At 61.9% G+C, this 15,425-nt stretch carries 18 protein-coding genes; 14 read left to right on the forward strand and 4 right to left on the reverse strand.

What is annotated here, in order from left to right; genetic code table 11:
• The first annotated feature begins 80 nt into the window (after positions 1 to 80).
• From purM to ASD32_RS28015, 4 genes are all read left to right on the forward strand, one after another.
• Positions 81 to 1,151, forward strand: coding sequence for a phosphoribosylformylglycinamidine cyclo-ligase (gene purM / locus ASD32_RS28000; protein ID WP_060641300.1), 1,071 nt, complete (start codon positions 81 to 83; stop codon positions 1,149 to 1,151).
• The gene (purN, locus tag ASD32_RS28005) at positions 1,148 to 1,789 is read left to right on the forward strand and encodes a phosphoribosylglycinamide formyltransferase (RefSeq protein ID WP_060641301.1); all 642 of its coding nucleotides are present in this window, start codon (positions 1,148 to 1,150) and stop codon (positions 1,787 to 1,789) included. Before purM ends, purN begins: the two co-directional genes overlap by 4 nt.
• Before the next feature lie 91 nt (positions 1,790 to 1,880).
• A complete protein-coding gene (locus tag ASD32_RS28010; RefSeq protein ID WP_060641302.1) occupies positions 1,881 to 2,120 on the forward strand; it encodes a type II toxin-antitoxin system prevent-host-death family antitoxin in 240 nt (79 codons plus the stop codon).
• Positions 2,121 to 2,122: 2 nt separating this feature from the next.
• Positions 2,123 to 2,524 (forward strand): type II toxin-antitoxin system VapC family toxin, encoded by a 402-nt coding sequence (locus tag ASD32_RS28015; RefSeq protein ID WP_060641303.1) that lies wholly within the window; start codon positions 2,123 to 2,125, stop codon positions 2,522 to 2,524.
• Here ASD32_RS28015 and ASD32_RS28020 read toward each other — a convergent pair.
• Positions 2,521 to 3,114, reverse strand: a complete 594-nt coding sequence (locus ASD32_RS28020; protein ID WP_060641304.1) for an NUDIX domain-containing protein — start codon at positions 3,112 to 3,114, stop codon at positions 2,521 to 2,523. The genes ASD32_RS28015 and ASD32_RS28020 overlap by 4 nt on opposite strands.
• A gap of 6 nt (positions 3,115 to 3,120) precedes the next feature.
• Positions 3,121 to 5,253 (reverse strand): molybdopterin oxidoreductase family protein, encoded by a 2,133-nt coding sequence (locus ASD32_RS28025; RefSeq protein ID WP_060641305.1) that lies wholly within the window; start codon positions 5,251 to 5,253, stop codon positions 3,121 to 3,123.
• Positions 5,254 to 5,320: 67 nt separating this feature from the next.
• On the opposite strand from ASD32_RS28025, the gene ASD32_RS28030 reads away from it, so the two are divergent.
• From ASD32_RS28030 to ASD32_RS28050, 5 genes are all read left to right on the forward strand, one after another.
• Positions 5,321 to 6,187: a 23S rRNA (adenine(2030)-N(6))-methyltransferase RlmJ gene (locus ASD32_RS28030; RefSeq protein ID WP_060641306.1), complete on the forward strand. Its 867-nt coding sequence runs from the start codon at positions 5,321 to 5,323 to the stop codon at positions 6,185 to 6,187.
• Positions 6,188 to 6,274: 87 nt separating this feature from the next.
• A complete protein-coding gene (locus tag ASD32_RS28035; RefSeq protein WP_060641307.1) occupies positions 6,275 to 6,706 on the forward strand; it encodes a hypothetical protein in 432 nt (143 codons plus the stop codon).
• Positions 6,707 to 6,714: 8 nt separating this feature from the next.
• On the forward strand, positions 6,715 to 7,479 hold the full coding sequence (locus ASD32_RS28040) for a ribonuclease (protein WP_060641443.1): 765 nt from the start codon (positions 6,715 to 6,717) through the stop codon (positions 7,477 to 7,479).
• Between the two features lie 36 nt (positions 7,480 to 7,515).
• Positions 7,516 to 8,106 (forward strand): glutathione S-transferase, encoded by a 591-nt coding sequence (locus tag ASD32_RS28045; protein ID WP_060641308.1) that lies wholly within the window; start codon positions 7,516 to 7,518, stop codon positions 8,104 to 8,106.
• Positions 8,107 to 8,144: 38 nt separating this feature from the next.
• Complete coding sequence (locus ASD32_RS28050; protein WP_060641309.1) at positions 8,145 to 8,657, forward strand: GNAT family N-acetyltransferase; 513 nt, start codon at positions 8,145 to 8,147, stop codon at positions 8,655 to 8,657.
• A gap of 53 nt (positions 8,658 to 8,710) precedes the next feature.
• On the opposite strand, the gene ASD32_RS28055 is transcribed toward ASD32_RS28050, so the two are convergent.
• Complete coding sequence (locus tag ASD32_RS28055; protein WP_060641310.1) at positions 8,711 to 9,352, reverse strand: outer membrane protein; 642 nt, start codon at positions 9,350 to 9,352, stop codon at positions 8,711 to 8,713.
• Positions 9,353 to 9,717: 365 nt separating this feature from the next.
• On the opposite strand from ASD32_RS28055, the gene ASD32_RS28060 reads away from it, so the two are divergent.
• Both ASD32_RS28060 and uvrC read left to right on the forward strand, forming a co-directional pair.
• Entirely contained in the window at positions 9,718 to 10,482 is a 765-nt protein-coding gene (locus ASD32_RS28060) for an SDR family oxidoreductase (RefSeq protein ID WP_060641444.1), read from the forward strand.
• Positions 10,479 to 12,509, forward strand: a complete 2,031-nt coding sequence (gene uvrC / locus ASD32_RS28065) for an excinuclease ABC subunit UvrC (protein WP_060641311.1) — start codon at positions 10,479 to 10,481, stop codon at positions 12,507 to 12,509. The genes ASD32_RS28060 and uvrC overlap by 4 nt, the downstream gene beginning before the upstream one ends.
• A gap of 277 nt (positions 12,510 to 12,786) precedes the next feature.
• On the opposite strand, the gene ASD32_RS28070 is transcribed toward uvrC, so the two are convergent.
• Positions 12,787 to 13,872 (reverse strand): helix-turn-helix transcriptional regulator, encoded by a 1,086-nt coding sequence (locus ASD32_RS28070; RefSeq protein ID WP_060641312.1) that lies wholly within the window; start codon positions 13,870 to 13,872, stop codon positions 12,787 to 12,789.
• A gap of 215 nt (positions 13,873 to 14,087) precedes the next feature.
• Here ASD32_RS28070 and pgsA point away from each other — a divergent pair, with 215 nt between their 5' ends.
• Genes pgsA through ASD32_RS28085 form a run of 3 tightly spaced genes read left to right on the forward strand, consistent with a single transcriptional unit; the run spans position 14,088 to position 15,407 of the window.
• Positions 14,088 to 14,675 carry a CDP-diacylglycerol--glycerol-3-phosphate 3-phosphatidyltransferase gene (gene pgsA, locus ASD32_RS28075; protein ID WP_060641313.1) on the forward strand — a complete coding sequence of 196 codons (588 nt, stop codon included), beginning with the start codon at positions 14,088 to 14,090 and terminating at the stop codon, positions 14,673 to 14,675.
• Positions 14,675 to 14,935, forward strand: a complete 261-nt coding sequence (moaD, locus tag ASD32_RS28080) for a molybdopterin converting factor subunit 1 (protein WP_060641314.1) — start codon at positions 14,675 to 14,677, stop codon at positions 14,933 to 14,935. Before pgsA ends, moaD begins: the two co-directional genes overlap by 1 nt.
• A 4-nt stretch (positions 14,936 to 14,939) precedes the next feature.
• Positions 14,940 to 15,407 carry a molybdenum cofactor biosynthesis protein MoaE gene (locus ASD32_RS28085; RefSeq protein WP_060641315.1) on the forward strand — a complete coding sequence of 156 codons (468 nt, stop codon included), beginning with the start codon at positions 14,940 to 14,942 and terminating at the stop codon, positions 15,405 to 15,407.
• The last annotated feature ends 18 nt before the right edge of the window (positions 15,408 to 15,425 follow it).

Raw genomic sequence — 15,425 nt, forward strand, 5'->3', positions numbered from 1 at the left:
AATCCGGGCAATATGCTTGCACTTGCGCCACCACCATGCCAATCGCAATCCAAATATGACGAGCCGGCGGAGATCAAGCCATGAGCGAGCCAGGAAAGAACGGTCTGACCTACAGCGATGCAGGTGTGGATATCGACGCCGGAAATCTTTTGGTGGAAAAGATCAAGCCGCATGTGCGCTCGACGCGCCGTCCGGGCGCCGATGGCGAGATCGGCGGCTTCGGCGGCCTGTTCGACCTGAAGGCGGCCGGTTTCAAGGATCCGGTCCTGGTTGCCGCCAATGACGGCGTCGGCACCAAGCTGAAGATCGCCATCGACGCCAACAAGCACGACACGGTCGGCATCGACCTCGTCGCCATGTGCGTCAACGACCTCGTCGTGCAGGGCGCCGAGCCGCTGTTCTTCCTCGACTACTTCGCCACCGGCAAGCTCGACCCCGACCAGGGTGCGGCCATCGTCGGCGGCATTGCGGCGGGTTGCCGCGAGGCAGGCTGTGCGCTGATCGGCGGCGAGACCGCCGAAATGCCCGGCATGTATGCTGGCGGCGACTACGATCTCGCAGGCTTTGCCGTGGGCGCTGCAGAGCGCGGCCAGCTGCTGCCGGCCGGCGATATCGCCGAAGGCGACGTCATTCTGGGCCTCGCCTCCTCCGGCGTCCACTCCAACGGCTATTCGCTGGTGCGCAAGATCGTTTCGCTCTCGGGCCTTGCCTGGGACGCGCCTGCCCCGTTCGGCGAAGGCACGCTGGCGGACGTTCTCATGACGCCGACACGCATCTATGTGAAGCCGCTGTTGAAGGCGATCCGCGAGACCGGCAAGCTGAAGGCGCTCGCCCATATTACCGGCGGCGGTTTTCCGGAAAACATCCCGCGCGTGCTGCCCAAGCATCTCGCCGCCGAAATCGACCTTGGCGCCATCCAGGCACCGGCCGTGTTCTCCTGGCTTGCCAAGACCGGTGGCGTTGCCGCCAACGAAATGCTGCGCACCTTCAACTGCGGCGTCGGCATGATCGTCGTCGTGGCCGCCGAAGATGCCGATCAGGTGACCTCGGTGCTGAAGGCCGAAGGCGAGACCGTGTTTGCCCTTGGCCGCATGGTCGCCCGCGACGAAGGCGCTGCCGGCACGATCTACAAGGGCACGCTCACTCTATGAACGGGACGTCGAAAGCGGCCCGCAAGCGGGTCGTGGTGTTCATTTCCGGCGGCGGCTCCAATATGCTGGCGCTGGTCCGGGCAACGGCTGCGGAAGACTACCCCGCCGACATCGTCGCCGTCATCGCCGACAAGGCGGATGCGGGAGGCCTGGCGAAAGCGGCAGCGCTCGGGATCGCCACCTTCTCGTTCGTCCGCAAGGATTTCGACAGCAAGGACGCCCACGAAGCCGCCATCCTGTCGGCGCTTGAGATCCTGTCGCCCGATATCATCTGCCTGGCCGGTTACATGCGCCTGCTGACTGCCACCTTCATCAACGCCTATGAAGGCCGGATCATCAATATCCACCCCTCCCTCCTGCCGCTCTTCCCCGGCCTGCACACCCATCAGCGCGCCATCGACGCCGGCATGACCGAGGCCGGCTGCACCGTGCATTTCGTCACCGAAGGCATGGACGAAGGCCCGGTCATCCTGCAGGCAAAAGTCCCGGTCCTGCCGGGCGACACGGCGGATACGCTGGCCGCACGCGTGCTGGTCGAAGAGCACAGATCCTATCCGCAGGCGCTGCGCCTGATGGCCGAGGGCAAGGTGCGGATGGATGGCGGCAAGGTGGTTCGGGCGGCGAAGGCGGCTTTGTGAACGATCCCTCGTGATCCGCTCATCACCTTGACCCTTTTGACGATCATTCTTATCTTGTTGAAACCCAACCGGGTCAACGATGAGAAGCCCCATGACCATCGAAGTCAAAATTGCAGATGCCGAGACGCATTTTACCGAGTTGCTTTCCAAGGTGGAGGCCGGAGAAGACGTGGTGATTTCGCGTGGAGACGAGCCGGTTGCCCGCCTCATCCGGATCGACGTGCGGGAAGAGCGGATCGCAACCATCGAAGCGTTGAAAGCGGCGCGGGCGCGCAACAAACCCGTGACCAGCGAAGAAATCCGCCAATGGCGTGAAGAAGGCCGCCACTGACGATGAGCTTCGTTGTCGATGCCTCCATCGTTGCGGCTTGGCTTCTTCCGGATGAAAGCAACGAACTGGCCGAGCGGGCACGCTTGGCGATGACAAGCGAAGATGCGCTCGCTCCCGACCTGCTCCTGCACGAAATTCGTAATATTCTAGTCATTGCTGAAAGACGCAACCGCATTACCGCCGACGGGTCCGTCAGTATCCTGGTGGCACTACGAAAAGTTCCACTCATCATTACCAGTATGAATGAGGATTCCGGTATCCTAAAACTGGCCAGGGAGCACCGGCTTTCAGGCTATGATGCAACCTATCTTGCCTTGGCCATCGCTCAAAACGCCCCGCTCGTCACCCTTGACCGCAAGCTTGATGCAGCAGCGCGTGTATCAGGATTGACGGCGTTTGATTAGCCCAGCTCCGCCCTGTTCAGCATCGCCCATTGCAACAGCATGATCGTCTTGCCGTCGCAGATCTCGCCGGTGCCGATCATTGTCATGGCCTCATCGAGCGGGATTTCCAGCACTTCGATATCCTCGTCCTCGTGCGCTGCCCCGCCGCCGTCCTCGGCGCGCACGGTCACGTCGATGACGGCGGCGAAGAAATGGACGGTTTCGGTGACGGCGCCGGGTGACATGAAGGCGTGGAAGAGCGGTTTTACGTCCGTCACCAGATATCCGGTCTCTTCCATCACCTCGCGTTTGATCGCTTCGGCCGGCTGGTCGCCGTCAAGCAGGCCGGCCGGTGTTTCCAGAAGCCAGCCGGAATGGCCGTTAAGGTAGGCGGGGATGCGCAACTGCCGCACCAGGACGACGCTGTCACGCCGGGGATCGTAGAGCAGGATGGTGGCGCCGTTGCCGCGGTCATAGACCTCCCGCTTCAGCGTCGTGGTGGTGCCGTTCGATCCGGTATAATTGAAGGTGACATTGCGCAGATGGTACCAGTTCTTCGACAGGGTCTCATCCTTGAGGATCTCGACCCCGGCATTTTCAAATTTCGTCATCGCCTGCTAATCCCTGCGCATCCATACGCTGTTGTCGTGAAAGGCGGCTCCGCCATAGGGAGCGGCCGCGTCGGCGCCGGTGAGCACGTTGATGCCCTCGCCGTCCAGATGCGCGTCGTTCGGCCAGAGCCCCTCGGCGATCACCACGCCGCGGCGCGCACCGCCGCCAAGCTTGGCATGCAGGCGGATTTCGCCGCGCCCGTTGCCGATCCGCACGATATCGCCTTCGGCAACGCCGAGAGCTTCGGCGTCGTCCACATGGATCATCACCTGCGGGCGGACTTCCTTCTGCAGCGAGGACGGCGTTTCCGCAAAGGTGGAATTCAGGAACGACCGGGCCGGTGATGTCGCCAGCCGGAACGGATGTGCCGGGGTGGCCACCTCGATGAGATCGACATGGTCGGGAAACTTTGGCAATTGCGCATGCGGCCCGAAGACGCCAAGCGCCTTTGGCGGACGGTTCGGGGCCGGTGTGCCCGTCCAGTCCGCCTTAAAGCGGAATTTTCCGTCGGGATGGCCGAAACCGCCGATAAAATGGGCCGTGTCGAAATCAGGCTGGATATCCAGCCACTTGTCCCGCTTCAGCCCTTCGAAATCGGTGCCGTGGTTGACGAGGATATGGTCGATATGCTCGCGCTCGGTCAGACCAAAGCCGGGTTTCTCTGCGACACCGAGGCGCTTTGCCAGCTCCTCGATGACGAACAGGTTGGTGCGCACGGTCGATGGCGGTTCGACCACCTTGGGGCCGAGCAGGATGTGCTGGTGCCCGCCCCCGCGATAAAGATCGTCATGCTCGAGAAACATGGTGGCGGGCAACACCATGTCGGCGAGCTTGGCCGTGTCGGTCATGAACTGCTCGTGCACGGCAACGAAAAGATCATCGCGCAGAAAACCGCGCTTCACCAGCCGCTGTTCGGGGGCGACATTGACCGGGTTGGTGTTCTGGATGAGCATGGCCGTCACCGGGCCGCGATGGCGCAGCGCTTCGGCATCGCCGGTCAGGACCCGCCCGATCTGCGACTGGTCGAGCATGCGGATCTCCGGATCCATCATCGCGGAACCGACCAGTTCGCGCTTGTCGAACTTGAAGATATCGTTGTTGGTGTGGAACGCGCCGCCGCCCTCGTGCTGCCAGGCGCCAAGCACGGTCGCAACGGAGGCGGCGGCGTGGATGGCGACCGCGCCGTTGCGCTGGCGGGTAAAGCCGTAGCCGAGGCGGAAATAGGTTTTCGGCGTGGTGCCGATCAGCCGGCCGAACGCCTCGATTTCCTCGACCGGCAGCCCGGTGATGCCGGAGGCCCATTGCGGCGTGCGCGTCTTCAGGTGCTCTTCCAGCCCTGCCGGATCATCGGCATATCGGGCGAGATAGGCACGGTCGGCATAGCCGTCGCGAAAGGCGATATGCATGGCGGCGCAGGCAAGGGCCGCATCCGTGCCGGGCTTCAGCACCAGTCCCATATCGGCCTGCTTGACCGTCGGGTTGTCGTAGATGTCGATGACGACGATCTTGGCGCCTCGGTCCTTGCGGGCCTTGATCGCGTGGGTCATGACGTTGACCTGGGTCGAGACCGCATTGGTGCCCCAGATCACCACGCAATCGGATTTCGCCATCTCGCGCGGATCGGGGCCGCGCAGCGAACCGGTCGCCATGGCAAGCCCCGTCCAGGCAAGGTTGGTGCAGATCGAGCCGAAAAAGCCGGAATAGCGTTTGGCATGACGCAGGCGGTCGATCGAATCGCGCTGCACCTGCCCCATCGTCCCGGCATAGAAATACGGCCAGACGGCTTCGGAGCCATGTTGCTGCTCGGCCTTGACGAAGGCACCGGCGATCTCGTCCAGCGCATCCTCCCAGGACAGCTGCTGCCAGTTGCCATCGCCCTTTTCGCCCTTGCGGCGCTGCGGCACCATCAGGCGGCCGGGATGGTAGATCCGCTCGGAATAGCGCGCGACCTTGGCGCAGATGACGCCGGCCGTATAGGTGTTGGCGCCGGCACCCCGCACCCGGCCGATCCGGCCTTCTTGCGTGATATCGACCTCCAGCGCGCAGGCGGAGGGACAGTCGTGCGGACAGACAGTGTGGCCGACGGACATTTGTGGTTTGATGGGGGTCGCAACGTTCATGGCTTTTCTATATGGCATCGCGAAAGGGTCTCACAGTCCCCTTCACCATCCATTCCAATTTTTCATCGGGACGTAAGGGACGCGAATGAATTACCGTCACATCTACCACGCCGGAAACTTCGCCGATGTCCTCAAGCATGCCGTGCTGGCCCGGCTGATCGTCTATATGGCGCAGAAGGACAAGGCGTTTCGCGTGCTCGACACCCATGCCGGCATCGGCCTTTACGACCTGTCGAGCGAAGAAGCGCAAAAGACCGGCGAATGGGTGGATGGCATCGGCCGCATTCTCAACACCGATATTCCGGCCAAGGCAAAAGCGATCCTCGAACCCTACCTTACGGCCATCCGCGATCTCAATCCGGGTGGTGGCCTGACGCTCTATCCCGGCTCGCCAAAGCTCACCCGCATGCTGATGCGGCCGCAGGACCGCCTGTCGGCAATGGAGCTGCATCCCGACGACTACGAGACGCTGCACCGCCTGTTCGACGGCGATTTCCAGAGCCGCATCACCGAGCTCGACGGCTGGCTGGCGCTCGGCGCCCATCTGCCGCCCAAGGAAAAGCGCGGCATCGTGCTCGTCGATCCGCCCTTCGAGATTGCCGGCGAATATGAACGGCTGGCGGATGGTCTGCACAAGGCCTACCGGCGCTTTTCCGGCGGCACGTTCTGCCTGTGGTATCCGCTGAAGCAGGGCGCGCCGATCGCCGAATTCCATGCCGCGCTGCAGGCCCTGGAAATCCCCAAGATGCTGTGTGCCGAACTGTCGGTGCGCAGCGACCGCGACACGGCCGGGCTGTCCGGTTCCGGCCTGATCATCGTCAATCCGCCGTTCACGCTGAAGGGCGAACTGGATATCCTGCTTCCCTTCCTCAAGGACCGGCTGAAACAGGACCGTCATGCATCCGCCCGCGCCTTCTGGCTGCGCGGCGAGGAGGTTTTGGAGCGCGACTGAGCGGACGCCGGACAGGAGGCAAGGAAACGGGGCTTGACGGTTCGCCCGCAAGAGACGCACTCTGCGGGATAGCCGGGAGACAGGATCATGACAGGAAAGCTTGCGCGCACCGTTATCGTCTCGCTCGTGATGGCATTCAGCGCGGTACCGGTTGCGGCGTCCGGCCCGCTCGACTCCGGAATAGGACGCATCTCGGATGCCTGCCGTAGCCCGCAGGTCCTTGGCTTCATCACCTCGGATTTCGGCAGCCGTGCCGCCACCTATCTGAACATGGACATTGCCATCGCCGAAATCCGCGGCATGCGGCAGGCACGCCTTGTGCTGCGCGACGAAACCCACCCGGTCGAGCGCGAATATTGCCATGCCACGGCGCTCACCACCGATGGCCAGAAGCGGGCACTCTGGTATCTGATCGAACGCGGCTTCGGCTTTGCCGGTGTCGGCTCGAACATCGAGTTCTGCGTGAGCGGTCTTGATCCCTGGTATGTCTATGGTGCGCAATGCGCCTCGTTGCGGTGACGGCTGCAATGCCGCGTTTCCGCCTTGTGATCCCCGCCCTTGCCGGGCTTCTGGCGCTTGCGGCGTGCAGTGGCGAGGAGAAAACCCCTGCGGCGAAAAAAGACGCGCCCGCCGTAGAGACCACGGCCGCCAACACGCCGATTGCCGGCACGAAGGCAACGGGCACGGGCAACAAGGCACCCCCGGCCCCGGTGCCACTGGGCAGCGGCTTTGATTTCTACGTCCTGTCGCTGTCCTGGTCGCCGAGCTGGTGCCTGGACAATGATCCGTCCGGGCGCTCGATGCAATGCGACCCCGATAACAAGCATGGCTTCATCGTTCACGGGCTCTGGCCGCAAAACAGCAAGGGCTATCCGGAATTCTGCCGGACGCGGGACCCCGACCGGGTGCCCGACGCGCTCGGCCGGACCCTGTTCGACATCATGCCGTCGATGGGCTTGATCGGCCATGAATGGCGCAAACACGGCTCCTGCTCGGGACTGGGCCAGAAGGATTATTTCACCGTTGTGCGCGCTGCCCGCGAAAAGCTGGTGATCCCTCCGGCGCTGCAATCGGTCGCCTCGGACCAGCGGACCAGTGCGGCGCAGATCGAGACGGCGCTGACATCGGCCAATCCGGGCCTGCGCACGGACGCACTCGCGGTCACCTGCACGTCCGGCCGCGTCGATGAAGTCCGCATCTGCCTCAACAAGGATCTCAGCTTCCGCGCCTGCGAAGAGATCGATCGTGGCGGCTGCAAGGTCAAAAGCCTCAGCCTTCCGGCCACGCCTTAAACTTCAAGAACTGCCATCCAGCGAAAGAAAGCTCGCATGAAGATCTTCTATTCCCCCACCTCGCCCTATTCGACCAAAGTGCGCATGGCGGCCCATTATGCGGGTCTTGCCACCGAAAGCGTGCTGACCGACACCAACGGCAATCCGCAGGACCTGATCGCCAGCAATCCGCTCGGCAAGATTCCGACGCTGGTTACACCCGATGGCAAGGCGATCTATGACAGCCGCGTCATCATGAATTTCATCGACCGCGAGACCAAGGGCAAGCTCTATCCGCGCAATCCCGGCAAGCGCACCGACGTGGAACTGCTGGAAGCCCTGTGCGACGGCGTCTGCGATTGCCTTTTGGCAATCGTCTACGAAAAGCGTTTCCATCCGCCGGAAAAGGTTCACCAGCCCTGGATCGACAGGCAATGGGAAAAGGCCGGCCGTGGCCTCGACCTCCTCAATGCCAACATGCCGAAAACCGGCGCCAAGCTGCATGCGGGCCATTTCGCACTGGCGGCACTGCTGCGCTATCTCGAGCTGCGCTTTGCCGGCGAATGGCAAAAAGGCCGCCCGAAGCTGAAGAACTGGCCGCAGAAATTCGAAAAGTTCTTCCCGGATTATGCGCAGTTCAAGATCTGATCCGTGGATCACCGGGAGCGGCGCCATGAAAGGGAACCATGGCTGAGATCATCCTTCAAACGCCGCGCCTGCGCCTGGTGACATGGGAGCCGGACGATGCCGGGCTGATCCAGGCGCTGCATTCCTCGATCGAGACCACACGCTATCTGTCCGGTGCCGCCCCGTGGAGCCGCGAGCGCGCGCAGGAACGCCTGCAGACCTGGTTCAAGGAAGCCGAACGCGACGGCACGAGCAAATACAAGCTACTTGCCCGCGCAGACGGCGCGTTCATTGGCCGGGCGGGATTTTCCCTGCTCGGCGATGCCTATGAACTCGGCTATTCCCTTCGTCACGAAGCCTGGGGCAAGGGCTATGCGACAGAGATCGCCGGGGCCTTGGCAAACTGGTTTTTCGAGAAAGGATTTTCGGATCGCTTCATCGCGTTTACCCATCCTGATAACGCGGCATCGCAGCGGGTCCTGACCAAGATCGGCATGCTGCCATGCGCGCCCGTTGTCATCGACAGCATTCTGTGCCCCACCTTCGAGATGCGGCGGCCGCTCAGCGCCTGAAACGCAAAAAAGGCCGGATCGCTCCGGCCTTTTTGTCAGTCATATCGGATGGATTAGAACTTTACGCCCATACCGACGCGAACGCTGTGTTCGTCGTAGCCCGACGAAACGCGGCTGCCGCCGGTGTTGAAGTTCTTCGAACCGTAGTCGGAGTAGCGATACTCGACGCGGGCCGTGACGTTGTCGGTGACGAATGTTTCGGCACCGGCACCGGCTGTCCAGCCAATCAGCGTGTTCTTGTCCGAACCGCCGCCATTGGCAGTTGCCTTGACGCTGGTGGCGGCCACACCGGCCGTACCATAGAGAAGGACCGGGTTCAGGTCGTAACCGACGCGGCCACGGACCGAACCATTGACGCCCTGTTCCATGCGGCGGGCATTGTTACGGGTGTCGTTGTCGCCGTAATTGACATCGGCTTCCGCACCGTAAACGATATTGCCGCTCTGCATGTTGTAGCCGCCATAGAGGCCGCCGCCGAAGCCAGCCGCACCACGGCCGCCGGTTGCGTCATACTCGCCGCGGGCCCAGTTGGCGGTACCACCGACATAGGCACCCGACCAGTTCTTGATGGCCGGTTCATTGTATTCGGCAGCCGGAGCCGCCGGAACTTCGTCGATCGCATCAGCGGCCTGAACGGCGGAGAAAGCGATGAGGGATACGGCAGATGCCATAAGAGTGGTGATGAGAGTACGCATTAAAGTCTCCTTTACGAACCGATGTTCCGGACCCTCGCGGTCCCAAACTGATACATCGGGAAATTTCTAGATAACCCCGCCCGGTTGATGGAGAAATTGCCAATCAAATGCGGATTCTCAAGAGCTAAAATGTGAAATTTTAAAGGCAGAAGCATGGCTAAAGTTCGTTGTTGCTTCAAAGCCACAGGGTAATTATTAACTATGAAACAGTATTAATGAAATATATACTATAACAACTCGAAATAATTCAATTTACCGCTTTTGCATTAATTTTTCCGAAACGAATGCACTCCACCGGTTTCGCAATAACGTTGCGCCTCCTATATCCTTCACGCATGCACAACGACGAATCGCACATTGGCAAGATGAGGACACCCTTGAAGACGGCGCTGGTCACCGGCGGTGCCCGGCGCATCGGCAAGGCTATCGTCGAGGATCTGGCGGCGCATGGCTTTGCCGTCGCCATCCACGCCAATACGTCGCTGGCAGACGCTGAAGAGCTGGCTGACGGAATTCGCGCGCGCGGTGGTCAGGCTGCGGCAGTGGCCGCCGATCTTGCCGATAGCGCCTCGACGCAGATGCTGCTGCAAAAGGCCAATGCCGCGCTCGGACCGGTCGGCCTTCTCGTCAACAATGCCTCGCTGTTCAAGAAGGATAGCCTTGACGAGTTCGACGAGACGATCTGGGACCGGCATTTTGCCGTCCATGTCAAAGCGCCGTCCCTGCTCGCGCGTGATTTTGCCGCCCAGTTGCCGCAGGACCATTCCGGGCTGATCGTCAATATCATCGATCAGCGGGTCTGGGCTCCCAATCCGAGATTTTATTCCTATATGTTGTCGAAGTCGGCTCTGTTGACGGCGACGAAAACCATGGCACAAACGCTGGCACCGGCGATCCGCGTCAACGGCATCGGGCCCGGCCCGACTTTGCCGAACGAACGGCAAAATAGCGTGGATTTCGACAAGCAGGTGGAGACGCTGATCCTGAAGCGCGGGCCGCAACTGGACGAATTCGGCCGGGCGATCCGGTTTCTGTTTGAGACACCGTCGATCACCGGGCAGATGATCGCCCTTGACGGCGGCCAGCATCTGGCCTGGCAAACGCCGGATATTTTGGAGATTGTGGAATGAACGGGCGCGTGCCCAATGATGGCGGCATTCTCTATGATGAAAATGCCAGCGACGAGGAAGACCTGATTGAAGTGCCGGACGCGGCTGCGCCGGCGCCCATTCTCGATTGGGCGGAGACCAGCGCCATTCCCGACGGTCTGCGCGGCGCCGACCTGATCCAGGCCTTCGTCAAGCGCCTGCCCAACAGCCCCGGCGTCTACCGCATGTTCAACGAGGCGGGCGACGTTCTCTATGTGGGCAAGGCGCGCAGCCTGAAGAAGCGCGTCAGCAACTATGCGCAAGGCCGGCTGCATTCCAACCGGCTGACCAAGATGGTGCGCGAAACCGCCCATATGGAATTCGTCACGACGCGCACCGAGATCGAGGCGCTGCTGCTCGAAGCCAACCTGATCAAGCGCCTGCGGCCGCGCTTCAACGTGCTTTTGCGCGACGACAAGTCGTTTCCCTATATTCTGGTGACGGGCGACAGCCGGGCACCCGCACTCTACAAGCATCGCGGCGCGCGCAGCCGCAAGGGCGATTTCTTCGGCCCCTTCGCGTCCGCCGGCGCCGTCGGCCGCACCATCAATTCGCTGCAGCGCGCCTTTCTCCTGCGCACCTGCACCGACAGCGTCTTTGAAAGCCGCACCCGCCCCTGTCTGCTGCACCAGATCAAGCGTTGCGCCGCGCCCTGTACCCATGAGATCAGCGACGCCGATTATGCCGAGCTCGTCACCGAGGCCAAGGATTTCCTGTCGGGCAAGAGCCAGGCGGTGAAGGCGACGATTTCGGCTGCGATGAGCGAGGCGTCTGAAAATCTCGATTTCGAGCGGGCCGCCCTCTACCGCGACCGGCTGGCTGCGCTTTCGCACGTCCAGAGCCACCAGGGCATCAATCCCTCCGGGGTCGAGGAGGCCGATGTCTTCGCCATCCACCACGAGGGCGGCGTCTCCTGCATCCAGGTGTTCTTTTTCCGCACCGGCCAGAACTGGGGCAACCGCGCCTATTTCCCGAAAGCCGACCCGACGCTCACATCGGCCGAGGTGCTCAGCGCCTTCCTGGCCCAGTTTTACGACGACAAACCCTGTCCGCGGCAGATCCTGCTTTGCGAGACCGTCGAGGAACAGGATCTGCTCGGCGAGGCGCTGACGGAAAAATCCGGCTACAAGGTCGCGATCCTGGTGCCGCAACGTGGCGAGAAGAAGGATCTGGTCGATCATGCCGTTGCCAATGCCCGCGAGGCGCATGGCCGCAAGCTGGCCGAAACCGCCTCGCAGTCGCGGCTGCTTGAGGGCTTTGCCACGACGTTCAAGCTTGAGCGCACGCCGCGCCGCATCGAGGTCTACGATAACTCCCACATCATGGGCACCAATGCCGTCGGCGGCATGGTGGTGGCGGGACCGGAAGGCTTCGTCAAAAGCCAGTACCGCAAGTTCAACATCAAATCGACCGACATCACTCCCGGCGACGACTTCGGAATGATGAAGGAAGTGATGATGCGGCGGTTTTCACGCCTGTTGAAGGAAGAGGGCAAGCCCGACCGCAGCATCGAGACCAACGAGGATAGCGCGTTTCCGGCCTGGCCCGATGTGATCCTGATCGATGGCGGCCAGGGGCAGATGACGGCGGTGCGCGCCATTTTGAAAGAGTTGGACATCGAGGATTGCGTCATCGCCATCGGCGTTGCCAAGGGCGTCGATCGCGAGGCCGGACGCGAGCGGTTCTTTCCGCCGGCGGGCAGCCGCGACGGTTTCTCGCTGCCGCCGCGCGATCCCGTGCTCTATTTCATCCAGCGCATGCGCGACGAGGCGCACCGGTTTGCCATCGGCTCGCACCGGGCGCGGCGCAAGAAGGAAATGATCAAAAACCCGCTCGACGAGATCGGCGGCATCGGCCCGACGCGCAAGCGCGCCCTGCTGCATCATTTCGGCACCGCCAAGGCCGTGTCACGCGCCGGGATCAACGACCTCACATCCGTCGAGGGTATTTCGGAGGCGGTGGCGCGGCTGGTCTATGACCATTTCCATGAGGACAGCGCGAAAAAATAGGCACGGCGCGCCTCAAACTGCTGACAGAAGCATTATCTAGCAATCCTGCAGGTCACTCGGGAAACTGAGCGGATTGCCAAACTCTCCCTCTTCCTCCCCTCGGGTTTACCCCGAGGGCTTGTGGCGGGGACCCAGTTAGCTCAAGTCCTTGAGCTGAAAGAGTCTTTTGACCCGACGGACGTCGGGTCGCTAGATCCCCGCCACAAGGGCGAGGATGAGGGCGAGTGGGTATCCCTCTTGCAAATAATTCTATTCACGGTTTGTCAGCAGTCTAAGATTAGAGCCGCCCGAGGCCCGAGAGCATATAGGTCAGTTCCGCCTGGCGGCGGGTGCCGGTCTTGAGGAAGATGCGCTTCAGGTAGGTCCGGACCGTTTCCAGCTTCAGGCCGAGCTTGATCGACACGGCCTCCAGGCTGACCCCGGAAGCCAGTTCGCGGGCGACCCTTGCCTCGCCGGGTGTCAGATCGAACAGGCCGCTCAGCACCCGCATATCGGGCGGACCGGCCTGGCCGACCGGGGTTGCGATCAGCACCGCAAGGCTCCTGGAAAAGACATCGCGGGCCTTTCGCCGGACCGGCAGCAGATGCAGGATCAGCGCCGGCAGGCCCTGTTCCGCCGAAAGCGGGATGGACTGGACGTTGGAGGCCGGCGCCAGCACCAATTGCTCCAGTGCCGCCAGAACCAGGCTGTTTGCCGTCGGGTTTTTCAGGGAAATCCTGTCGCCGGCACCGGTGCGAATGCGCGGCGACAGCGCCTCCATATCCGCATTCATCGCCAGAACCCGATTGTCGCTTCCAAGAACTGCGGCGGGAAGACCGATCAATGCAAGCGTTGCCGCGATGCTTTCCGCCTGCCGGAACACCATGCGCGACGCAATCAACGCGGCGCGGGACAGGTCGCCTTTCAGGCTGTTGGCACGCTCGAGCGCGCCGGCCGAGAAAGGCCCGTCACTGCTGCGGCCGATCATGTCGAAGATCAGCGTGTGGCCGGACGGCTCCACCATGACCGCCCCCATGCTCCAGCCCAGTCCCTTCGGCCGCAGATATGTGTTATAGACGGGATCGGCGGCAATTTCCTCCGGGGTCATCAGGTCGATATCGCGGGCAAATGCCATCGGCGACAATTGCATCGAGCGCTCGGGACGAGGATTGGGCAATTTCAGATCGCTCGCCGCATAGAGATCCATCTGTTCGGCAATATTGGGCGAACAGACCCAGCGGAGCGTCGAATCCGTATCGATGGTCATGATGCCGGCGGAGAAACTGCCGATTTCCTCGGCCAGGCTGGCGCAGACGTCCGGCCACAGCTCGGGGATCACGGCGGCTTCGTAGATTCGGTCGATCAGCGTCATCGCATCGGACATTATCTGCTCTTTGTTGGAGCATTTATTCGATAGTGCCCTAAGGATAGCGGTTTTGCCAAGGACAATGCGTCAAACCCACTAAAAATAGGGGGTTTAGTTCACACTGCGTTCAGACGAATTCCGCCATAATTCAAGCCGATCTCTAATGACCGGTTGACGCCGCTGTCACAAAGTCCTTCATCTGTCGTCAAAGAACTCGCAGAGAACCCGAATCGATGTCCACCACGCCTGCCGCCTACAACATTCCCAATCTCCTGACCTATGGCCGTATTCTAGCCGTGCCGCTGATCGTCCTGTGTTTCTTCATCGAAGGCAGGCTGCAGAGCTCGGATACCGCCCGCTGGACGGCGCTGGGGCTTTTCGCCGTTGCCTCGATCACCGATTTCTTCGATGGCTATCTGGCGCGGATCTGGCAGCAGACCTCCAATATCGGCCGCATGCTCGATCCGATCGCCGACAAGCTTCTCGTCGCGTCCGTGCTGCTGCTCGTGGCTGCCGACGGCACGATCGCCGGCTGGTCGATCTGGGCTGCGATCATCATCCTGTGCCGTGAAATCCTGGTGTCGGGCCTGCGCGAATATCTGGCCGCGCTGAAGGTGAGCGTGCCGGTTACCCGCATTGCGAAGTGGAAGACGACCATCCAGATGGTCGCCATCGCCTTCCTGCTGGCAGGCCCCGCCGGCGATAAGGTGCTTCCCTACACGACCGAAATGGGCATCGGCCTTCTCTGGCTGGCTGCCGCCATCACGCTTTACACCGGCTACGATTATTTTCGCGCCGGCCTCAAGCACATGGTCGACTGATGGCGAGCGTCAACCTCGTCTATTTCGCCTGGGTGCGTGAGCGGATCGGCCGGGGCGAGGAAACGCTGGAGCTTCCCGACACCGTCGTCACCGCCGGCGATCTGCTGACCCATCTGAAGACGCTTGGCGAGGAATACGAGACGGCGCTCGAACATGAAAACGTCATCCGCGTGGCCATCAACCAGGAACATGTCGAGCACCACGAAACCATCGCCGGGGCGCGGGAAATCGCGCTTTTCCCGCCGATGACCGGGGGCTGAGACATTGAGCGGCGTGCCTGTCACGGTTCGCGTCCAGCGCGGCGATTTCGATCTTGCTGCGGAAGCCGGCGCGCTGTCCTCCGGCCGCCACGATATCGGGGCTGTCGTGACCTTTTCCGGCCTTTGCCGCGACGAGGCGGGCACGCTCAGCGCCCTTGAACTCGAGCACTATCCCGGCATGGCCACCGCTGAGATCACCCGGATCTGCCACGAGGCCGCCGCCCGCTTTTCCCTGCAGGCGGTGACCGCCATCCATCGCTACGGCAGAATCGCACCCGGCGAAAACATCGTCCTCGTCGTCACCGCCTCGCCGCACCGGCAGGCAGCCTTCGACGGCGCCAATTTCATCATGGATTTTCTGAAGACCGCAGCCCCGTTCTGGAAGAAGGAACATGCAGCCGATGGCAGCACCGGTGGCTGGGTCAGCGCCAAGGATGACGACGACAGCGCAAGGGACCGCTGGTCTCAATGACCGCCGGTTGGGATCGCT

The organism is Rhizobium sp. Root483D2, from assembly GCF_001426685.1.
GTDB lineage: Bacteria > Pseudomonadota > Alphaproteobacteria > Rhizobiales > Rhizobiaceae > Pararhizobium > Pararhizobium qamdonense.